The sequence below is a fragment of the uncultured Erythrobacter sp. genome (assembly GCF_947492365.1).
Classification (GTDB): Bacteria; Pseudomonadota; Alphaproteobacteria; order Sphingomonadales; family Sphingomonadaceae; genus Erythrobacter.
Genome location: NZ_CANLMB010000002.1, coordinates 74,872 through 93,707 on the forward strand (window position 1 = coordinate 74,872; position 18,836 = coordinate 93,707).

Sequence of the window (18,836 nt, forward strand, 5' to 3'; positions counted from 1 at the left end):
CTCACATGAAAGACTAAACTCATGGACGTTTCGAAACTGATGTTCCGCGAAGGGCTGATGGATGATCAGCGCATCCTCGTCACCGGCGGAGGCACCGGATTGGGCCGCGAAATGGCCGAGGGTTTCCTTAAGCTGGGCGCGACCGTCTACATTTGCGGGCGGCGTCAGAACAAGCTGGATGAGACAGCAGCGGAACTGATGGGTGAACACGGTGGTAAGGTCGTCGCCCATGCCTGCGATATCCGCGACGCCGATGCGATCCATGCGATGGTCGACGCGATCTGGGCGGACGGAGGCGCGCTCACCGGGGTGGTCAACAACGCCGCCGGAAACTTCATCAGCCGCACTGAAGACCTGTCGGTCAACGGGTTCAACGCCATCGCCGATATCGTCATGCGCGGAACGTTCTACGTCACGCTCGACGTGGGCAAGCGGCTGATCGCGGAAGGCAAAAAGGCAAGCTTCCTCTCGATCCTCACCACCTGGGTCTGGTCGGGCAGCGCCTTTGTGGTGCCATCTGCCATGTCCAAAACCGCGATCAATGCCATGACGCAGAGCCTTGCGACCGAATGGGGCCGCTACGGCCTGCGTTTCAACGCGATTGCGCCGGGCCTCTTCCCGACCAAGGGGATGAGCGCGCGGCTGCATCCGGGCGGATCGGGAGGCAATTCGGGCAACAATCTCAATCCAATGGGCCGCGCGGGCGAGATGCACGAACTCGCCAATCTCGCCACCTTCCTGATGGGTCCGGGCGCGGAATATGTGAACGGCCAGACCATCGCGATCGACGGCGCAGGCTATCAGGCCAATGGCGGCACCTTCTACCCCATGCTCGAAGGGCTGGGCGACGCCGAATGGGACCAGATGCGCGCCATGATCAAGGGTACGAACGAGAAGGACAAGGCGGACCGGGCTACCAGCTAGGCGATTGAGGGAGGGTCACAAACAGTATGGGTGACGAGCAGATCGTAATGATCGTAATGATCGCTTCGCCGGTCTTTTTTGTAGTTTGCTGGCTTTTTGCCGGGTGGATGATGCCGCGCTTTATGGGCTGGACGCGGCTGGAAGAGCTCTTCCCGGATCGACCCGAAGATCGCCGCATCGAACGCTTCGGGTTTCAGGCGCTCTATCTGGCCAAACCCGGATCAACCTGGGCCGGAATGTCCTATCGCGGATGTGTCACGCTGGAGGCTTGCGAAACGGGACTGCGGGTGAGCATCTGGAAGCTGTTCCAGCCCTTTTCGCAGCCGATCTTCCTGCCCTGGGGCGATATCGAAGTGGTGACCAAGCGCGTCACAGGCTTCAAAATGTGCGGCCTGAAGGTCGGCCAGCCGCAACCCTTCACGCTCAGCATCATCGCGCGGATCGCGCGGCGCATAGAACTGGCAACCGGCGGACGCTTCAGCCTGCCAGATGATTTGAAATAAGGTGGCTATCCACCCACCTCATCCGCCAGTCTCTGCGCGGTTTTGTAGTCGGGCTTGCCATTGTTGAGCCTTAGCGAGCCATCGGTCAGCACATAGAGGCGCGGGATTTTGTAGCCTGCCAGCCCTTCGCGCGCATGAGCGTCGAGCGCTTCTTCGGACACTGCGCCCTCAGGCCGCACCACAGCCACGACTTTACGCCCGAAACGCGGATCGGGCAGACTTACCACGCGTACGTCTTTCACGCCCGGATGTTCGAGCAGCACCGCTTCGACCTCTTCGGGGAAGACCTTCTCGCCGCCGGTGTTGATGCACATGTTGTCGCGGCCGATGAACTCTAGTCCGCCATCCGCTCCCCAGCGCGCGCGGTCGCCGGTCATCAGCCAGCGCTTGCCGTCAATCACGGGGAAGGTCGCCGCGTTTTTCTCGTCCTCGCCGAGATAGCCCAGCGGCAGCGGCCCGGTGCGCGCGACAATGCCTACGCCGTCCGTGCCTTTCACGATCTCCTGCGAATTCTCGTCGAACAGCTTGGTTTCGCGGCCCGGAAGCGGTTGGAACTTGCCGCCGCCGGTCGATCCTTGCGCGGTGGTTATGACGATACCGGTGCCGCTGCTCTCCGACGACCCGAGCGCGTCAACCACGATCAGCGCGGGGTTGTGCGCGATCAGGCGTTTCTTGACATGTTCGGAGAAGACCGCGCCCGACGATGTCACGCTGCGCAGGCTCGCCAGCACCTCTGCCCCGTCACCGCGCGCATCGAGCCGGTCGGCCAGCGGCAGCGCGAAGGCATCACCGACGATAAACACCCCGCGCGCGCTGAGCCGCTTGATCTCGTCCAACGCAATATCCGCGTCGAACTTTTCATGCGGGAGCAGCGCCAGAGTGCCGCCTTTGAGCAGGTGGATCATGCCGGTGAACTGCCCCGCCCCGTGCATGAGCGGGCTGAGCAGCAGCATGGGCGAAGCGCTGGCCGGATGAACGGGTGTGATCTTGGCGGCCTCTTCGACCTGCGCCGCGAGCGATGTGGCAACGAAGGGCGGCTCGCCAAATCCGCGCTGCCACACCGAAACGCCAAAGGCCTGCCACGCCTCGACCATCGGCCACATCACCGCTTTTGGCATTCCGGTCGTGCCGCCGGTCGCGGTGAGGAACAGCGCCTCTGGGTCGTCATGCGGCGCGAATCCGGCGGGCACGTCGTGGCGGCGCAGCGCCTCCCAGTCCGGACCGCCCACATCAACGGTCAGCGCGCCATCGGGCATCGCCGCCGCGCCGCTCGCTGCAAAGTCGCTTTCGGTGAAGAGCGCCTTCAAACCGAAACGCGCGAAAATGTCCTGCAATTCGCGCGCTTTGTAGTGGTAATTCACATTGACCGGCACCAGCCCCGCCTTGATGCAGCCGAAATAGGCGAGCACGTAATCGGGATTGTTGCGCAGCATCTGGCCGGCAATGTCGCCCGGCTGAAAACCGCGCTTCAGCAAGCCCGCTGCAATCGCATCGCTCTCGGCATCCAGTTCGGCCCAGGTGACGATCCGGGCCCCGTGTACCAGCGCAGGCCGGTCCGGCTCGACACCGCCAGCAATCGCCTTGAGCGCCACGCCAAAATTCTCACCCTGCCATGCCATCACGGTCTCCTTGCCCACCAGCCCTAGCCAGCACCAAGCGCCGTTGCCCCTGCGTAAAGTATGAGGCGATTGGGACAAATTGATGTAGGCTGGCGACTCGGGACAGCACAGGGGAAGGGAGAGCCTAAGCCATGGCCGCCAAAGTCGTAGAGCTACGCACGCCGAACGGAAAAGAAAGCCTCGAGCAATTGCTCGAACAGGTCACGATCACCTGTCCCGAGGATATCCACGACGCCGCCGTCAATCTCGCCCGCATCGCGCAGGAACGCGGCATGCAGGTCGCGGTGTGCGACGATATTTCGTCCAAGGAACCGATGATCGATGCCGAGGGGACGATCCTCAACGCTGACATTTTTCGCTGGCTCGATGATGGTGCGCGCTGGTGGGAAGATCACCGTCTTGCGCTCCATTCGCCGCTGCCGCGTGCGTGCCGGTATGAGAGCGAGCCGTTCTGGGTCAATCAGGAGGGCTTCAATCTCAAATGGCCCAATTCCTATCTCGACGAACTGGACCTTACCGAGTTTCATAAGCGCAGCCTGTGCAAGGCGGCGATTGTGATCCCTGTGCATCTGCCCTTTGGCCAGATCAGCGCCAACAGCTTCATCTCGATGGACCGCGAGAAAGAGGATTTGTCGGAGGAATTTGCGCTCTACAGCTCGCTTTTCTCGCAGCTCGTGCGGCGTTTTGTCGCAGGCTATGTGCAAGCGATCCGAACCAAGCGCCGCATCCCGTCCGACTGCGTGTTGTCAAAGCGCGAGGTCGAGTGCCTGCGCTGGGCCGCGATTGGCAAGACCGACAAGGAAATCAGCATGATCCTTGACCGCAGCCACGCCACGATCCGCTATCACATCCACCGCGCAGGCGAGAAACTCGACAGCGTCAACCGCGCGCAGACGATCTTCAAGGCGGGTCAGCTTGGGTATCTGGGGGCCAATTCCTGATTTTCGCTCCCACCTCCGTGGGATCGTCCTCGGTGCTGTTCCTTCGCTCGAAACAAGTTCGAGCTACGGGCACCTGCGGTCGCGCAGTCGCGCTCTGACTGCCGTGACCAGGGTTCGGAGCAAACTTGCTACCGTGTCGCGGAGCACGGCTGCGTAGCAGCCGCAAGCCCGACCGGGCGCCCGCAGCGGGTGCGGCTTGCCGCACGTCTAGCGAGGACGAAGGCGCGGAGGCGCCTTCGCAAACAAGCAACCCCCGCGGGTTCTTGGCGCAACCGTTGCGACCGCTCCCTAACCCAACTTCCTCAGCGGATCACTCCCGTCCCAGCCCTCGCCAGCGGCCTTGATCATCCCAAACAGGTCCGGGCCGTCCGGGTCTTGCTGGAGAATTTCGACCAAGGAGCCGGGGCCTTCTCCCGGATCGACATAAATGACTTTGGTCTTACCCAGCGATCCCTCGATCACCACTTCAGCCCCCTGCTCGCCGCAGACGCGGTAAGCCTCCTCGATGTCGTCGACGAGGATGCAGACGTGGTGCAGGCCTCCCCCCACATCGGCATATTCGCCGCGATAGATCGAGGGGTGGTCATCACGCGGGCGGATCAGTTCGATCTGGATGTCGCCCCAATAGGCCAGCGCGAGGTCGAATACGGCATCGGTGGGCTCACCGCGATATTTCATGCCGTCGAGGTGAATGCTCTCCATCAGGAAGAACGGGCCGACGCCCATCACCTGCGTCCAGTGCGTCACCGCGGCGTCGAAATCATCCGGCACAAAGGCCAGCTGCATCAGCTCACCCAGCTGCGCGATCCCTTTACTACCTGCCATTTCACCCTCTCCAATCCGCTAGTGTGACCTGACGGCAAACCTGTGTGATATTCTCCCCCACGCAAACTGCACAAAGTGCGAGTGAATTGGGATCCACGAGAGGCCACGATGAACGAGATCAAGGACGTTAGCAGAGACGATCGCTGCCCCGGCATCACCTATACCGACATGCTCAATGGCGACACGCGCACGCCGCCCGACTATCTGTTCGAGGAGAGCACCCGCGACATGGGCAACGACCCGCTGACGGTTGATGCCTATATCTCGGAGGACTGGGCGAAGCTCGAACGCGAGAAGATGTGGCCCAATGTCTGGCAGTTCGCCGCGCGCGAAGACGAAATGCCCGATCCCGGCGACACGGTCGTCTATGAGATCAACGACAAGAGTTTTCTGCTGATCCGCCAGAAGGATGGCGGCGTGCGCGCCTTCTACAATGCTTGCCTCCATCGCGGGCGCAAGCTGCGCACCGAATGCGGCCCCTCGGTTCAGCTGCGCTGCCCGTTCCACGGCTTCACCTGGCGCAATGATGGCAGCCTGAAGGAGATCCCCTCGCAATGGGATTTCAAACATCTCGAAGGCAAGGACATGGCCCTGCCCGAAGCCCGCGTTGAGCTGTGGCAGGGCTTTGTGATGATCACCGAGAACCACGATCTGCCCGACTTCAAGACGTGGCTGGGTCCGGCGGCGGAGCATTACGAGGCCTATGATTTCGAGAACCGCTATACCGGCATGTGGATCCGCAAGAAATTCCCGGTGAACTGGAAGGCGACTGCCGAGGCGTTCATGGAAGCCTGGCACTCGATCACCACCCACCCGCAGCTTCTGCCATTCCTCGGCGATGCGAATTCGCGGTATGATCTGATCGGCGATCACTTCAACCGCGCGATTACGCCTTCGGGTGTCCTTTCCCCGCATATGAAGGGCAAGGATTCCAACTATGTGCTGGAGAAGATGAACGAGTTTTCCGGCGGCGCGGATGCGGACACAAACCGCCGCTTTGCCGCAGGCGAGACGACCAGCGATGATTACGATCCCGCCGATCCGCTGGGTGCGCGCAAGATCCTCGCCGAAGCGGGGCGTCAGGGCTTCACCGAGCAATATGGCTATGATTATTCCGAGGCCTCGGACAGCGAGATCCTCGACAATTTCACCTACAATATCTTCCCCAATTTCGCTCCGTGGATCGGCTATCTGCCGACTTTGGTCTATCGCTGGTTCCCCGGCGAGACGGTCGATGAAAGCGTGATGGAAATCCGCCTGCTCTTCCCGACACCCAAAGGCGAAAAGCGCCCTCGCGCGGTTGATCCGGTCGATGTTCCCGATGGCGAGCCATTTGCCTGGGCGGCTGACGTCATGGGTCCTGCTCTCGCCAATGTGTTCGATCAGGACATGGCCAATCTTCCGCATGTGCAAACAGGTATGAAGGCGATGCGCGACGGGTTGATGGAACTAGGCACCTATCAGGACAGCCGCGTGCGCCATTTCCAGCAGACCATGCGCAAATATTTCGATGGCGAGCTGCCCAAGACGGCGTAAGCAATCCGCATGACCATCACAGTCGATCTATCGGGGCGCAATGCGCTCATCACCGGCGCGTCTTCGGGCCTCGGTTCGCGTTTTGGCCGCATCCTCGCCGCCAATGGCGCGAATGTTGCGCTGGGCGCGCGGCGCAAGGAACGGCTCGACGCGCTGGCGTCCGAGATCGGCGCGAGCGCCGCTGCCGTCACCATGGATGTCGCGCGCGAGGCTGATGTGATCGCGGGCTTTGACGCTGCCGAAGAAGCCTTCGGTCCGGTCGATACTGTCATCGCCAATGCCGGCGTCGATGGTGCGGGCATGATGGCGAGCATGAGTGAGGACGAGATCGAGCACACGCTCAATGTGAACCTCAAAGGCGCGATCCTGACCGCGCGCGAAGGCGCAAGGCGCATGATCGCGGGCAAGGTGCCCAATGGCAGGATCGTAATGATTGCCTCGATCACCGCTTTCGAGCCCTCCCCCGGACTCGTCGCCTATTCGGCGAGCAAGGCAGGCGTAGTGCAGGCCGCGCGCAGCATGGCCCGCGAATGGGCGCGCTACGGCATTTGCGTGAACACAATCTCGCCCGGCTATATCCGCACCGCGATCAACGATGAATGGTTCGACACCGATGCCGGCAAGCGGCAGATGAAGAGCTTCCCCAAACGCCGCCTGATGGGCGAAGAGGGGCTCGACGGCGCGGTGCTGCTGCTGTGCTCGGACGCCGCGGAGTTCATCACCGGCAGCGATTTTGTGATGGATGACGGGCAGACGCTCTGACGATTGACTGATTTGCTGTGTTATTATACTAACACAGCATGAAACGCGCGCTCGCAATCGCAATTTGCCTTGTCTTCCTCGTCTCGGGCTTGATCCGCATCGGGGCAGGCATCCTGATGATTGGGCAGGCCGAGGGGTGGTGGATCGCCGATGGTGAAGCGGTCGAGGCACTGGCCGATACACGCCGCTTCTTCGCCGAAGCCAAGGTCAATCTCGTCGGCTTCTCACCAACCGCCTATTTCGGCTACATCCTGTTTATGGGGCTGACGATCAGCCTGGGCGCAATCGGACAAATCTGGCGGAAGCACTGGGGCCTGATCCTGATCTGGGTCTATGTCCTGAGCCACGGCGCGCTGTTCGTGAACTTCTGGACGGTCAATCCGAAGATCTTCGTCTGGGCCGGATCGGTTATGGCGACGTTGGTTCTGATCTGGGCAAATCGCAAGCCTGCTGAGGACAGCCAGCCCTAACCCAGCCCCTCCATCCAGTCCTTGCCTCTCGCCCAGTCGAGATGCGAGGTGTGTTCCATGCCGAGCAGGTCCTTCGCGTGCTGCGGATCGACCACCAGCGGGGAGACTTCGGGCGCGTTGTAGAAGGCGTAGAACTTCGCCATCCCGTCATAGATCGACAGCGGCTGAACCTCGCGCGATCCGGTGACGAGCTCGCTCATCCGCGCGGCGAATTCTTCGGGCAGCAGGCTTTGAAACCGCACCGGTCTGCCGATCGCTTCGGTGAGATTGGCTGCGACTTCATCACCGGTCAGCGCTTGCGGACCGCCTAGCGCAACGTGCTGCCCGTCGGCGGCGTCTGTCTGGAGCGCGCGGCGCATCGCCTGCGCAACATCCTCCAGACACACCCAATTGATCTTGAGCGTCGGACCCGCCGGATAGGCGAAGATGCCGTCGCGCATGATCAGCGGGCGGGTCCACATCCGGTATTGGTTGTCCATGAAAACGGTCGGCTCGATGAAGACGCAGGGGATGCCCGTCTCTTCCAGTGCGCGCTCGATATCGCGCCTGCCATCATGGGCCGACAGATCAAGATCGTGCGGCGCGACATAGCAGGCGGTGTTGAAAACGATCTTTTTCAGCCCTGCGCGCTTTGCCCCTTCGGCGATTTGCTGGCCGAAATGCGCGGCCCTTGCGCGGTCGAACTCGAAGGGCAGGTGGAAGGCGGCGGCGTCCTGTCCGGCAAAGGCGCTCGCCATTGTCTCGGCGTCATTGATGTCGGCATGGACAGTTGGCAGGTCGGGGAAAGGCGTGTCCGCCATCGCATTCTCGCGCCGGACGCCGGCGGTGACTTCAAATCCTGCGCCGAGCAATTCGGCCACCAGCGGCTGCCCCTGATCGGCGGGCGCGCCCAGCACGCAGACTTTCTCGATACTCATTTGACTGGCTGCCTTCCCTTTGGATTTTCCTACATGGTGAGAGCCTGCCATATTCTGCGGCGGCTCTTTGAAATCGTGGTGCAGATCGTCCCGGCACGGGTGACGCGGATCGGCGGGCGCGGTGCAGGCCCGAGATGGCTAAGGTTACACTTCCGTCACTTGAAACTCGCTCTATATCCTTTGAATTCAGGGCTTTGGGCCAAGAGAGAAGTTTTGCAAAAACCGCACTTGCGCGGTCCATGTCGCGCGGTGTTTCAGGCCCTCTCGGCAACTTGGGCGGCGTCGAAATAGTGGATCTTGAGCGACTTCATCTTCCCGTCTTCGAACTCGCCCATCTCGCACACCGTCTGGCTGAAGGCCTCGCTGCCATCCTTAGGCGTCATGGTCAGCGTCAGCACGGTGACGGCGTGGGTGTCTCCGCCGGTGATGTCGTGAATGTCGACCTTGGCCTCGGCCCAGGTGCCATACATCGCCGCCGCGCAGCGTTGCAGCGCGTCTTTGCCGCGCCACTCACCTGCGAAGGGGAGCGAGGCGGCCTCGTAGAGCACGAAGTCGTCGTGGAGCAGGCTTTCCACCTTGTCCCAGTCGCGCGCTCCGGCGGCGGCATAGACAGCAGCCTGGATGTCGCGCGGTGTGCTCACTTGCCCACCCTCACTCAATCGTGCCGATGACTTCGCCGACCTTGTATTTGACGCCCTCTTCACCGGTCGGACGGATCGTGCCCGAGGCCTGCGCCTCGATCTCGACCGTCGTCTTGTCGGTTTCGGCGGTGTAGATGATGTCGCCCTTGGTCACGGCCTCGCCATCGCCGAACATCCACTCGGCAAGGGTGACTTCGGTGGCGCTCATGCCGAGCTTGGGGATGCGGATTTCCTCTGCCATTTACGCCTTCCCCACAGCTGCCTTGATCTGGCCGACGATCTCATCCTTGGTCGGAATCCATGCCTGCTCCAGATGGGTGGCGAAGGGCACGGCGGAGAAGGTCCCGCCGATCCGGCGCACTGGGCCTTTGAGATTGTCCCAGCACTTCTCCTGAATGTTGGCAGCGATCTCTGCGCCCGTGCCAAAGGGACGAACCGCTTCGTGAAGCGTGAGCGCGCGTCCGGTCTTGTTGACCGATGCGAGCACGGTGGCCTCATCGTAAGGCGCGATGGTTCTGAGATCGACGACCTCGACGCTGATCCCTTCCTTCTCCAGCTCGCCCGCGACTTCGAGCGCGTCGAGCACGGTGCGGCCATAGGTGATGAGCGAGATGTCATTGCCTTCCCTCGCCACAGCAGCCTTGCCCAGCGGGACGCGGTAACCGGGGCCGGGGTCTTCGCTGGTAAGGCCGTAGCAAAGGATGTTCTCGATGAAGATCACCGGGTCATTCGCGTCGATGGCAGAGCGCATCAGCCCGCGCGCATCGGCGGCGTTCGACGGGGTGACGACATGGATGCCGGCGACGTGGGCAAACCACGCCTCCAGCATGTCGGAGTGCTGTCCGCCGAAGCCGACACCCACGCCGGTCGTGGTGCGGATCACCAGCGGGCACGGCGTCTGGCCGCCGCTCATAAAGCGCAGTTTGGCCGCGTGGTTGACAATCTGGTCCATGCACACGCCGACGAAGTTCATCAGCATGATCTCGGCAATCGGACGCTGGCCCGCAAGCGCCGCACCCACAGCAGCGCCGATGATCGCGGTCTCGGAGATTGGCGTCGCACGGATGCGGTTCTCGCCATACTTCTCGGTCAAGCCGGAAGTGATCTTGAAGACGCCCCCGCCCTGTTTCGCCGCGACATCCTCGCCGAGGCAGAACACGCCGTCATCTTCGGCCATCGCCTCGTCAATCGCGAGGTTGAGGGCCTGGGTCATGGTGATCTCGGCCATTACGCAGTCTCCTCAAGCACGTCTTTGTAGATCTCGTCCGTATCCGGCAGCGGCGCATCGAGCGCGTGCTGGACAGCCCCTTCGATCTCGGCGTCGATATCCGCCACGATCTTGTCGAGCTCCTCTTCGGTGAACTGGCGGTCCAGCATCACCTGGCGCAGTTTGGGCAGAGGATCCTCGGCAGCCATTTCGGCAAGATGCTCTGGCGGCATGTAAGAGAAGTCGGAGCCGAAGAAGTGGCCCATCATGCGGTAGCACATGGCCTCAACCAGAACCGGTCCCTTGCCGCTGCGTGCGTGTTCAACCGCTTCTTCCATCGCCGGATAGACCGCGTTCACATCGTTGCCATCGACCTTGACGCCCTTCATCCCGTAACCCGCCGCGCGGGACGAGATATCGGGGCTGTCAGTGTGGTCGGCATAGGCGGTGTGTTCGCCGTAGCGGTTGTTCTGGCACAGGAAGACCACGGGCAGCTTGTAAAGCTGGGCCATGTTCATCGCTTCGTGAAAGCCGCCAATATTGGCGGCGCCGTCGCCGAAGCTCACCAGCGTCACGCGCCCATCGCCGTTGTTCTGGCTTGCCATGGCAAGGCCGTTGGCGATCGGCAGGCCGCTGCCAACCACGCCGGTTGTCACCATGATCCCCGTTTCGGGATCGGTGATGTGCATCGTCCCGCCCTTGCCCTTGCAAGTGCCGGTCGCCTTGCCGAGGCATTCGCCCCACCATTTCTCGATCGGGATGCCCTTGGCGGTCTGCTCGCCCTGCCCGCGATAGGTGCACACGACGTAATCGTCATCTTCGAGCGCCGCCATCGCGGCGGCAGAGACAAGCTCCTGCCCGCGCACGCAGTAATACATGACGGCAACCTTGCCCTGCATGAGAAGCTCTCGGAACTTCTCATCGGTACGGTTCACCTTCATCGTGCGGGTGTAAATATCAAGCAGCTTGTCGCGGTCTATCTCGGCCATAGGGTCGGGTCTTCCTCTTGAGGGGGGTAAGCTTAGAACTGCACGCGCTGCGTGAATCCGCCGTCGATCACGACATTCGATCCGGTCATATACGGAACCGCCGGACTGGCGACGAAGACGATCGCATTGGCGACTTCGGTGTCATTGCCAAAGCGGCCCATCGGCATCTTGGCGAGCGTGCCCTGGAACAGTTCGGGCATTGCACCTTCGATCACTTCCCAGTTGCCGCCGGGATAGTAGATCGCGCCGGGCGACACGCAGTTCACGCGGATGCCTTGCGGGGCGAGCGCCTGGGAAAGCTGCGAGCCATAGGTGATCAGCGCAGCCTTGAGTGCGTTGAAGGCCTGCGGTGCGATGAAGGTCTCAAGCGCCGCGGTCGAGCTCATGAAGACAATCGAGCCGCTGTCCGAATTGGCGAGATGCGGGGTGAGTGCCTCGACCCCGTTGACCGCGCCCATAATGTCGAAATCGAGCGCGTTCTGCCAGTCGCCTGTCCCTCCGGTGCCGGACGACGAGGCAGTGTGAATGAAGATATCGCATCCGCCCAGCTCGCCAGCAGCTTTCTCAAGCCATGCTTTATACGCATCGCCGCCATCGTTCATGTCGAAGACCTCGGCGAAGACCTTGCCCGGTCCGGCGGCGTCGATGGCGGCTTTGGCAGCCTCGATCTTGTCTTCCTTGCGGCTGAAAAAGGCGACATCCGCGCCTTCGGCTGCAAACAGTTTGAGCGATGCCAGGCCCAAGCCGTGCGCCCCGCCATTCATAATGACTTTCTTGCCCTTTAGTCCGAGATCCATAGCCGCGCTCTCCATTTCGTGTTCTGCGTGATGGAGAGGGGATAAGGCGAGGCGGGCCTCGGCGCACTCGTCAAAAGTGTGGGTGGTGGGGAGGTAGAGGCTGCGAAGGCAGGGCCAGGGTTCCGTGTTGTTTGTTTGCGAAGGCGCCTCCGCGCCTTCGTCCTCGCTAGACGTGCGGCGAGCCGCTAGCCGCGGCTCGAACTATTCCCGGCCATACTGGCTTGGTCACGGCACTTGGTCACGGCAGTCAAAGCGCGACTGCGCGCCCGCAGCGACGCGCCCGAAGGGCGTGAGAGCGAGGATAGCCAAAGGAGCGGATGCGACTGCCGGCGCTTGAGGCCAACAAAAATGGTGCCGCGAGAGAGAATTGAACTCTCGGCCTCACCCTTACCAAGGGTGCGCTCTACCACTGAGCTACCGCGGCATCCGTTCAAGACGCGCGCCTATCGTTGCGAGCGGCGCTAATGTCAAGCGATGCTTGAAGGCTGGCGCAGATATCGGCAAGGCGTTTCATATGAGTGAAGGAACCGGCAACAAAATGTCGCGCGAAGAGCGAATGGCGGCGAAACTGCGCGAAAACCTGCGGCGCAGGAAGGCGCAGACCCGCGAAATGCGCGAATCGGGGTCTCAAGCGCTTCCCAAATCGGGCGAGCCAAGCTAACCCGCAGCGCTCTTAGTTCGGCGTCCCGGACCGCCCGCTCCCACCACGGAGAAAAAATGCCTAAACTGATCCTCGTCCGCCACGGCCAGAGCCAGTGGAACCTCGAAAACCGCTTCACCGGCTGGTGGGACGTCGATCTCACCGAAAAAGGCGTGGAAGAGGCGAAGGCTGCGGGCGCTTTGATGCTCGAAAAGGGCGTTTTGCCGACAACCTGCTTCACCTCTTTCCAGACCCGCGCGATCAAGACGCTCAATCTGGCGCTCGAAGAGATGAACCGCTTGTGGTTGCCGGTCACGAAGGATTGGCGCCTGAACGAGCGGCATTATGGAGGTCTCACCGGCCTCAACAAGCAGGAAACGCGCGACAGGCATGGCGATGAACAGGTCCATATCTGGCGTCGCAGCTTTGACACGCCGCCGCCGCCGATGGAGGCGGGCAGCGAGTATGATCCGGGTGCCGATCCGCGCTATGACGGGATTGACGTTCCCAATACCGAAAGCCTGAAACTGACGATCGAGCGGGTGCTCCCCTATTGGCATAGCGACATCCTGCCGGTTCTCGCAAGCGGCGAGACGGTGATCATCTCTGCCCATGGCAACTCGCTGCGCGCGCTGGTAAAACACCTCTCGCAAATCTCGGATGAGGACATAACGGGGCTGGAGATTCCCACGGGGCAGCCGATCATCTATGACTTTGACGACAACATGGTGCCGGGCGAACGGTACTATCTTAGAGACAGTTAAGGGGCACCAATGGGAGGAAAAGTCGCCATCGTCATGGGCAGCCAGTCTGACTGGCCAACCATGAAGCTTGCCAGCGCTATACTCGACGAGCTGGAAGTCGAGCATGAGGCGCGGATCGTCTCTGCCCACCGCACGCCTGACCGGATGAGCGCCTTTGCCAAGGGCGCAGAGGGCGAAGGCTTTGATGTGATCATTGCAGGCGCAGGCGGGGCGGCGCATCTGCCCGGCATGATCGCCGCAATGACTCACCTTCCCGTATTGGGCGTTCCAGTTCAGTCCAAGGCGCTTTCGGGCTGGGACAGCCTGCTTTCCATCGTGCAGATGCCCGCGGGCATTCCTGTCGGAACTCTCGCAATTGGCGAAGCGGGGGCGAAGAATGCTGCGCTCATGGCAGCAGCTATCCTGGCTCTGGGTGACGAGGATCTTTCCGAACGCCTGCAAGACTGGCGCGCCGCGCGCAGCGGCGATGTGGCAGAGGTACCGGCAGGCTGATGAATGACACCGCCCCCCTAACCCCCGGCTCGACCATAGGCATTCTCGGCGGCGGTCAGCTTGGCCGGATGCTGGCGATGGCAGCGGTGCAGCTGGGCTATCGCTGCATCGGCTACGCGCCTGCCGGGGACAATGTGGCAGCCGATGTCTGCACCGACTTTTTCGAGAATGGCTGGGGCGATAAGGCCGCGCTCGCTGCCTTTGCCAGCCAGTGCGATGTGGTGACGTGGGAGTTTGAAAACGTCCCTCTGTCAGCAGTTGAGGCGATCCCTGCCGACCTTCTCGCTCCTGATCCCAGGGCGCTCGAAGTGGCGCAGGACCGGCTCAGCGAAAAACGCTTCGTCGAAGAGCTTGGTGCGCGATGCGCCCCCTATGCCCGCGTTGACAGCGAAGACGATTTCGCTCGCGCAATCGACCGCGTCGGCACTCCGGGCATTCTGAAGACCGCGCGCGATGGCTATGACGGCAAGGGTCAATGGCGCATCGCTTCTGCGCATGAGGCCGAAGGGGTTCGTTTTCCGGGGCGTCCGTGCATCTATGAAGGCATGGTTGAGTTTGAGACCGAGTTCTCAGTGATCCTTGTGCGAGGCCGCGAGGGCACCGTCCACTTCTGGGATTCGAGCGCCAACACGCATGAGGGCGGCATGCTCGTCCAGTCGCTGCTGCCCGCTGGTCCCTTGGTCGAAGCGCAGGTCGAAAAAGCGCGCGACATTGCCCGCCAGACTGCCAATGCGCTGGGCTATATCGGTGTGCTGACGCTTGAGTTCTTCGCCACCAAATCCGGACCGGTGTTTAACGAGATGGCGCCGCGCGTCCACAATTCGGGCCATTGGACCATCGAAGGCGCGGCGACGAGCCAGTTCGAGAACCACATCCGGGCGGTTTGCGGCCTGCCTCTGGGCGGCACCGAAACCCGCTTTGCCAGCATCGATATGCGCAACATTGTCGGTGAAGACGCGCTCACCGCGCACACCATCCTGTCCGAACCGGGCGAGCCGCATTTGCACCTCTACGGCAAACGCGAAGCGCGCGATGGCCGCAAGATGGGCCATGTCACGCGGGTTTCGCACGGGGTTTCGCACGAGAAGCCGTGACGCACGAAATCACTCTGATCTATGCGCGCGCCGCCAATGGCGCGATCGGGCATGAGGGTAAACTGCCATGGCACCTGCCTGCCGACCTCAAGCGGTTCAAAGCGCTGACCCTTGGCAAGCCGATGGTGATGGGCCGCAAGACCTTTGAAAGCCTGCCCGGCCTGCTCCCCGGCAGGCGGCACATCGTCCTGACGCGGCGCGAAAGCTGGCAAAGCGACGGTGCCGAAGTAGCCCGATCCGTCGACGAGGCGCTCGTGATGGCGCGTGACGGAAACACGAGCGGCGAGATCATGGTGGTGGGCGGCGCGGCGATCTACGATGTCTTCCGCCCACTCGCCAGCCGCATTGAAGTGACCGAGATCCATCAGGAATTCGCAGGCGACACATTCATGAAGCCGATTGGCGCCGATTGGGAAGTGACAGCACGCGAAGATTATCCCGCTGACGGGGAGCGCCCGGCCTATTCCTTCATCACCTATCACCGCCGCGATGAAGGCTGCGAAGGAAGCGAAGAATGATCCGTAAGGCTTTGCTCGCAGTTCTCGCGCTGCTTTTGATCGCAGCAGCGGCGTTCTTCATCTTTGCCCCCGCTTATGTCGAGCGCGGCGCCAATGTCGTCGATGGCAAGCCGCTGCCCGAAATCTCGCAAGAAGCGCGCGACCTCCACGCCACTTTGACCATTGTCGATCTTCATTCCGATACACTCTTGTGGAATCGCGATATGCTCGATCGCAGCGATTACGGGCATATGGATTTGCCCCGCCTGCAGGACGGCAATGTGGCGCTGCAGATCTTTTCGAGCGTGACCAAATCGCCGCAGAACCAGAATTACGATTCCAACCCGTCCGACACCGACCAGCTTACCGCGCTGGTGGTGGGCCAGTTGCAACCGCTGCGAACATGGAATTCGCTGCTCGAACGCACGCTCTATCACGCCGAAAAGCTGGATCGCGCGGTTGCGCAGTCACCGGCTGGGCTGATCAAGGTTGAAGCTGCTTCTGATCTGGCGCGGCTGCTCGAACTTCGCGGCGCGGCGCAAGACAAGCCAGTGGGCGCGATTTTCAGCGCCGAAGGCCTTCATAGCCTCGAAGGCGACATCGCAAGTCTTCAGCGCGTCTATGATGCGGGTATGCGCATGGCGGGAATTACCCATTTCTTCGACAATGAACTCGCCGGGTCGATGCATGGCGAGGCAAAGGGCGGGCTGACAGATTTCGGGCGCGACGTGATCCGCCAGATGGAGGAAATGGGCATGATCGTCGATATCGCCCATTGCAGCCGCCAATGCGTGACCGAGATTCTCGCCTTGGCGCGGCGCCCCGTAGTGTCGAGCCATGGCGGCGTTCAGGCCACCTGCGCTGTGAACCGCAATCTGTCTGATGAACATATTCGCGGGGTCGCAGCGACCGGCGGGATCATCGGCATCGGCTATTGGGAGGGCGCGGTGTGCGACACCTCCCCTCGCGCAATTGCCCGCGCAATGAAACATGTGCGCGATCTCGTCGGGGTCGAGCAAGTCGCGTTGGGGAGCGACTATGACGGCTCGGTCACCGTCCGATTCGACACGGCGGGGCTGGTCCATGTGACGCAGGCATTGCTGGATGAAGGCTTCACCGAGGACGAAATCCGCGCGGTCATGGGGGGCAATGCGATCCGCGTTATCCGCGAGGGGCTTGTCCCGCTCGCCGACTTGCCTGTGCCTGCCGAAGAAGGCGCGCCTGGCTGATGCGCTGGCTCGATCACCGTGACGACATCACTGAGGCATTACGCGGTGCGGTAATCGCGCTGGGCAATTTTGACGGATTCCATCGCGGCCATCAGGCCGTCGCTGGCGAAGCGATCAATTGGGCACATGCCGAGGGTCGTCCCTCAATCATCGCCACGTTCGACCCGCATCCGGTGCGGTTTTTCAAACCCGACGTTCCACCTTTTAGCCTCACCACACTCGAACAGCGGCAGGAGCTTTACCTTGCCGCCGGTGCAACCGCGATGCTCGTGTTCCACTTCGATGGCGAGCTGGCGGGTACGAGTGCTCAGGACTTTATCGAAAAGATCCTGATCGAGCGCTTCGGTGCCTATGGCGTTGTCACCGGCGCGGACTTCACGTTCGGCCAGGGCGCGAAGGGCAATGTCGAATTGCTCCGCGGTTTTGGGGGCGCTTGCGGCCTCAAATCGCGCGTGGTTGAGGCGGTCGAAAGTGGCGGTGTCATCTCCTCCAGCCGCATCCGCGAAGCCCTGCGCGAAGGCGACCCGCAGCTGGCCAGCGAACTGCTCACCCGCCCCTTCGCCATTCGCGGGATTGTCGAACATGGCGACAAGAACGGGCGAAAGCTCGGTTATCCGACAGCCAATGTCTCGATCGAAAGCTATCTGCGCCCCAAATACGGCGTTTACGCGGTGACCGGCAAAGTGCTGGCGACCGGCGAGGAGTTGAAAGGCGCGGCCAATATCGGCATCCGCCCACAATTCACCCCGCCCAAAGAGCTGCTTGAACCCTATTTCTTCGACTTCTCCGGCGATCTTTACGGGCAGGAAATCGAAGTCGCCTTCCACCACTTCCTGCGCGGCGAGGCGAAGTTTGACAGCCTCGATGCTCTGATGGAGCAGATGGAGCGCGATTGCGAAGAGGCCAAACGGCTGCTTTCATGAGGACAATAGTAAAGTGGTTGGGGCTTGGCATTGCGCTGGCCGTGCTCATCCTGTCGGTCACCAATGCCAGTTGGTTAGCCGCCGACCCGAAGGGCGCGCCAAAGATCATCGCGCATCGCGGGATCTCGCAGGATTTCGACCGCGCGGGCGTTACGCGCCACACCTGCACTGCGACCCGGATCGAGGAGCCGTTTCACACCTATCTCGAAAACACGCGCGCGGGCATCTTGCGCGCGGACAAGATGGGCGCGTGGTACGTCGAGGTTGATGTAGCGCCCACTGCCGATGGCGAAGTGGTGCTGTTCCATGACTGGACGCTCGATTGCCGCACGGACGGCTCTGGCCCGGTTCGCGATGCCACCTTGGCCGAGCTTCAGGCGCTCGATATTGGATATGGCTACACCGCTGATGGCGGCGCGACCTACCCATTGCGCGGAACCGGAATCGGCAAGATGCCGACGCTGGAAGAGGTTGTACGCGCGCTGCCGATCCATGCGAAGCTGATGATCAACTTCAAGTCTGATGATCCCGCAGAAGCCAATCTGGTTGCAGATATCCTAGCCCGGGCTGGCCGCGATCCGGAGGCGAAAGGAGATGCCTTTTACGGGGCGCCCACAGTGACCGCGCGCGTCCGCGAACTCTATCCGGAAAGCTGGGCGTGGAGCCCGGCCGAAGCGCGCCAATGTTCGCAGGACTATGTCACCTATGGCTGGAGCGGTTACTTGCCGGAAAGCTGCCGGGGCAAGACAATGGTCATCCCGCTCAACGCGCAATGGATGTTCTGGGGCTGGCCAAACCGCCTGATCGCGCGAATGGAGGCCTATGGCGGCGAGATTATCGTGACCGGACCCTATGAAAGAGGCGAGCCGAATACCGGCCTCACCCTGCCCGAACAATTCACCGAAATTCCCGATTCCTTCAACGGTTATGTCTGGGTCGAGGACACGTTCAACCTAGCGCCGGCATTGCACTCTAGCGCCGATGACCGCAATCAGGCGGAGATCGATGCAGGCCAAGCGGCACTCGAAAGGCGCAGGGAGGATCAATAAGGGTTCCCCGCGCGCGC

General features: G+C 61.7%; 22 protein-coding genes and 1 tRNA gene. 14 read left to right on the forward strand and 9 right to left on the reverse strand.

Going from position 1 to position 18,836, the window contains the following annotated elements; translation table 11 throughout:
- Positions 1–21 precede the first annotated feature (21 nt).
- Positions 22–924, forward strand: a complete 903-nt coding sequence (locus Q0887_RS11605; protein WP_299195533.1) for an SDR family oxidoreductase — start codon at positions 22–24, stop codon at positions 922–924.
- A gap of 26 nt (positions 925–950) precedes the next feature.
- Positions 951–1,427, forward strand: a complete 477-nt coding sequence (locus Q0887_RS11610) for a hypothetical protein (protein WP_299195535.1) — start codon at positions 951–953, stop codon at positions 1,425–1,427.
- A 5-nt stretch (positions 1,428–1,432) separates the two neighbouring features.
- Here the strand turns inward: Q0887_RS11610 and Q0887_RS11615 are convergent, their stop codons facing one another.
- Positions 1,433–3,046, reverse strand: coding sequence for an AMP-binding protein (locus Q0887_RS11615; RefSeq protein ID WP_299195537.1), 1,614 nt, complete (start codon positions 3,044–3,046; stop codon positions 1,433–1,435).
- A 131-nt stretch (positions 3,047–3,177) separates the two neighbouring features.
- Here Q0887_RS11615 and Q0887_RS11620 point away from each other — a divergent pair, with 131 nt between their 5' ends.
- Positions 3,178–3,987 carry a LuxR C-terminal-related transcriptional regulator gene (locus tag Q0887_RS11620; RefSeq protein ID WP_299195538.1) on the forward strand — a complete coding sequence of 270 codons (810 nt, stop codon included), beginning with the start codon at positions 3,178–3,180 and terminating at the stop codon, positions 3,985–3,987.
- A 288-nt stretch (positions 3,988–4,275) separates the two neighbouring features.
- Here the strand turns inward: Q0887_RS11620 and Q0887_RS11625 are convergent, their stop codons facing one another.
- Positions 4,276–4,812 (reverse strand): VOC family protein, encoded by a 537-nt coding sequence (locus Q0887_RS11625; RefSeq protein ID WP_299195540.1) that lies wholly within the window; start codon positions 4,810–4,812, stop codon positions 4,276–4,278.
- A 108-nt stretch (positions 4,813–4,920) separates the two neighbouring features.
- Between Q0887_RS11625 and Q0887_RS11630 the strand changes: the two genes are divergently transcribed.
- Genes Q0887_RS11630 through Q0887_RS11640 form a run of 3 tightly spaced genes read left to right on the forward strand, consistent with a single transcriptional unit; the run spans position 4,921 to position 7,580 of the window.
- Positions 4,921–6,348: an aromatic ring-hydroxylating dioxygenase subunit alpha gene (locus Q0887_RS11630; protein WP_299195543.1), complete on the forward strand. Its 1,428-nt coding sequence runs from the start codon at positions 4,921–4,923 to the stop codon at positions 6,346–6,348.
- Between the two features lie 9 nt (positions 6,349–6,357).
- Entirely contained in the window at positions 6,358–7,110 is a 753-nt protein-coding gene (locus Q0887_RS11635; protein ID WP_299195546.1) for an SDR family NAD(P)-dependent oxidoreductase, read from the forward strand.
- A gap of 38 nt (positions 7,111–7,148) precedes the next feature.
- Complete coding sequence (locus tag Q0887_RS11640) at positions 7,149–7,580, forward strand: hypothetical protein (RefSeq protein ID WP_299195549.1); 432 nt, start codon at positions 7,149–7,151, stop codon at positions 7,578–7,580.
- Here Q0887_RS11640 and Q0887_RS11645 read toward each other — a convergent pair.
- From Q0887_RS11645 to Q0887_RS11675, 7 genes are all read right to left on the reverse strand, one after another.
- Positions 7,577–8,497, reverse strand: a complete 921-nt coding sequence (locus Q0887_RS11645) for an NmrA family NAD(P)-binding protein (RefSeq protein WP_299195552.1) — start codon at positions 8,495–8,497, stop codon at positions 7,577–7,579. The two genes, Q0887_RS11640 and Q0887_RS11645, sit on opposite strands and share 4 nt — an antisense overlap.
- Positions 8,498–8,751: 254 nt before the next feature.
- Complete coding sequence (locus Q0887_RS11650) at positions 8,752–9,138, reverse strand: nuclear transport factor 2 family protein (protein WP_299195555.1); 387 nt, start codon at positions 9,136–9,138, stop codon at positions 8,752–8,754.
- A gap of 10 nt (positions 9,139–9,148) precedes the next feature.
- Positions 9,149–9,379: a lipoyl domain-containing protein gene (locus Q0887_RS11655; RefSeq protein ID WP_299195557.1), complete on the reverse strand. Its 231-nt coding sequence runs from the start codon at positions 9,377–9,379 to the stop codon at positions 9,149–9,151.
- The gene (locus tag Q0887_RS11660; RefSeq protein WP_299195560.1) at positions 9,380–10,366 is read right to left on the reverse strand and encodes a pyruvate dehydrogenase complex E1 component subunit beta; all 987 of its coding nucleotides are present in this window, start codon (positions 10,364–10,366) and stop codon (positions 9,380–9,382) included.
- Positions 10,366–11,334 (reverse strand): thiamine pyrophosphate-dependent dehydrogenase E1 component subunit alpha, encoded by a 969-nt coding sequence (locus tag Q0887_RS11665; protein ID WP_299195562.1) that lies wholly within the window; start codon positions 11,332–11,334, stop codon positions 10,366–10,368. The genes Q0887_RS11660 and Q0887_RS11665 overlap by 1 nt, the downstream gene beginning before the upstream one ends.
- A 32-nt stretch (positions 11,335–11,366) precedes the next feature.
- Positions 11,367–12,131, reverse strand: coding sequence for an SDR family oxidoreductase (locus Q0887_RS11670; RefSeq protein ID WP_299195564.1), 765 nt, complete (start codon positions 12,129–12,131; stop codon positions 11,367–11,369).
- A gap of 349 nt (positions 12,132–12,480) precedes the next feature.
- Positions 12,481–12,555, reverse strand: a tRNA-Thr gene (locus tag Q0887_RS11675).
- Positions 12,556–12,645: 90 nt separating this feature from the next.
- Between Q0887_RS11675 and Q0887_RS11680 the strand changes: the two genes are divergently transcribed.
- The 8 genes from Q0887_RS11680 to Q0887_RS11715 are packed head-to-tail and all read left to right on the forward strand — an operon-like array spanning position 12,646 to position 18,819.
- On the forward strand, positions 12,646–12,792 hold the full coding sequence (locus tag Q0887_RS11680) for a hypothetical protein (RefSeq protein ID WP_299195567.1): 147 nt from the start codon (positions 12,646–12,648) through the stop codon (positions 12,790–12,792).
- A gap of 56 nt (positions 12,793–12,848) precedes the next feature.
- Positions 12,849–13,535 carry a 2,3-diphosphoglycerate-dependent phosphoglycerate mutase gene (gene gpmA, locus Q0887_RS11685; protein WP_299195569.1) on the forward strand — a complete coding sequence of 229 codons (687 nt, stop codon included), beginning with the start codon at positions 12,849–12,851 and terminating at the stop codon, positions 13,533–13,535.
- Between the two features lie 9 nt (positions 13,536–13,544).
- Positions 13,545–14,027, forward strand: coding sequence for a 5-(carboxyamino)imidazole ribonucleotide mutase (purE, locus tag Q0887_RS11690; RefSeq protein ID WP_299195571.1), 483 nt, complete (start codon positions 13,545–13,547; stop codon positions 14,025–14,027).
- Positions 14,027–15,121: a 5-(carboxyamino)imidazole ribonucleotide synthase gene (locus Q0887_RS11695; protein ID WP_299195573.1), complete on the forward strand. Its 1,095-nt coding sequence runs from the start codon at positions 14,027–14,029 to the stop codon at positions 15,119–15,121. Before purE ends, Q0887_RS11695 begins: the two co-directional genes overlap by 1 nt.
- Positions 15,118–15,639 carry a dihydrofolate reductase gene (locus Q0887_RS11700; protein ID WP_299195576.1) on the forward strand — a complete coding sequence of 174 codons (522 nt, stop codon included), beginning with the start codon at positions 15,118–15,120 and terminating at the stop codon, positions 15,637–15,639. The genes Q0887_RS11695 and Q0887_RS11700 overlap by 4 nt, the downstream gene beginning before the upstream one ends.
- The gene (locus Q0887_RS11705; RefSeq protein ID WP_299196738.1) at positions 15,639–16,847 is read left to right on the forward strand and encodes a dipeptidase; all 1,209 of its coding nucleotides are present in this window, start codon (positions 15,639–15,641) and stop codon (positions 16,845–16,847) included. The genes Q0887_RS11700 and Q0887_RS11705 overlap by 1 nt, the downstream gene beginning before the upstream one ends.
- Positions 16,847–17,770, forward strand: a complete 924-nt coding sequence (locus Q0887_RS11710) for a bifunctional riboflavin kinase/FAD synthetase (RefSeq protein ID WP_299195579.1) — start codon at positions 16,847–16,849, stop codon at positions 17,768–17,770. The genes Q0887_RS11705 and Q0887_RS11710 overlap by 1 nt, the downstream gene beginning before the upstream one ends.
- Positions 17,767–18,819, forward strand: a complete 1,053-nt coding sequence (locus Q0887_RS11715; protein WP_299195581.1) for a glycerophosphodiester phosphodiesterase family protein — start codon at positions 17,767–17,769, stop codon at positions 18,817–18,819. Before Q0887_RS11710 ends, Q0887_RS11715 begins: the two co-directional genes overlap by 4 nt.
- Positions 18,820–18,836 lie beyond the last annotated feature (17 nt).

Excerpts from the sequence above, each read along its gene's own strand:
- Q0887_RS11605 (WP_299195533.1), top strand. The coding sequence starts at position 22 with ATGGACGTTTCGAAACTGATGTTCCGCGAAGGGCTGATGGATGATCAG.
- Q0887_RS11610 (WP_299195535.1), top strand. The coding sequence starts at position 951 with ATGGGTGACGAGCAGATCGTAATGATCGTAATGATCGCTTCGCCGGTC.
- Q0887_RS11615 (WP_299195537.1), bottom strand. The coding sequence starts at position 3,046 with ATGGCATGGCAGGGTGAGAATTTTGGCGTGGCGCTCAAGGCGATTGCT.
- Q0887_RS11620 (WP_299195538.1), top strand. The coding sequence starts at position 3,178 with ATGGCCGCCAAAGTCGTAGAGCTACGCACGCCGAACGGAAAAGAAAGC.
- Q0887_RS11625 (WP_299195540.1), bottom strand. The coding sequence starts at position 4,812 with ATGGCAGGTAGTAAAGGGATCGCGCAGCTGGGTGAGCTGATGCAGCTG.
- Q0887_RS11630 (WP_299195543.1), top strand. The coding sequence starts at position 4,921 with ATGAACGAGATCAAGGACGTTAGCAGAGACGATCGCTGCCCCGGCATC.
- Q0887_RS11635 (WP_299195546.1), top strand. The coding sequence starts at position 6,358 with ATGACCATCACAGTCGATCTATCGGGGCGCAATGCGCTCATCACCGGC.
- Q0887_RS11640 (WP_299195549.1), top strand. The coding sequence starts at position 7,149 with ATGAAACGCGCGCTCGCAATCGCAATTTGCCTTGTCTTCCTCGTCTCG.
- Q0887_RS11645 (WP_299195552.1), bottom strand. The coding sequence starts at position 8,497 with ATGAGTATCGAGAAAGTCTGCGTGCTGGGCGCGCCCGCCGATCAGGGG.
- Q0887_RS11655 (WP_299195557.1), bottom strand. The coding sequence starts at position 9,379 with ATGGCAGAGGAAATCCGCATCCCCAAGCTCGGCATGAGCGCCACCGAA.
- Q0887_RS11660 (WP_299195560.1), bottom strand. The coding sequence starts at position 10,366 with ATGGCCGAGATCACCATGACCCAGGCCCTCAACCTCGCGATTGACGAG.
- Q0887_RS11665 (WP_299195562.1), bottom strand. The coding sequence starts at position 11,334 with ATGGCCGAGATAGACCGCGACAAGCTGCTTGATATTTACACCCGCACG.
- Q0887_RS11670 (WP_299195564.1), bottom strand. The coding sequence starts at position 12,131 with ATGGATCTCGGACTAAAGGGCAAGAAAGTCATTATGAATGGCGGGGCG.
- Q0887_RS11680 (WP_299195567.1), top strand. The coding sequence starts at position 12,646 with ATGAGTGAAGGAACCGGCAACAAAATGTCGCGCGAAGAGCGAATGGCG.
- gpmA (WP_299195569.1), top strand. The coding sequence starts at position 12,849 with ATGCCTAAACTGATCCTCGTCCGCCACGGCCAGAGCCAGTGGAACCTC.
- purE (WP_299195571.1), top strand. The coding sequence starts at position 13,545 with ATGGGAGGAAAAGTCGCCATCGTCATGGGCAGCCAGTCTGACTGGCCA.
- Q0887_RS11695 (WP_299195573.1), top strand. The coding sequence starts at position 14,027 with ATGAATGACACCGCCCCCCTAACCCCCGGCTCGACCATAGGCATTCTC.
- Q0887_RS11710 (WP_299195579.1), top strand. The coding sequence starts at position 16,847 with ATGCGCTGGCTCGATCACCGTGACGACATCACTGAGGCATTACGCGGT.
- Q0887_RS11715 (WP_299195581.1), top strand. The coding sequence starts at position 17,767 with ATGAGGACAATAGTAAAGTGGTTGGGGCTTGGCATTGCGCTGGCCGTG.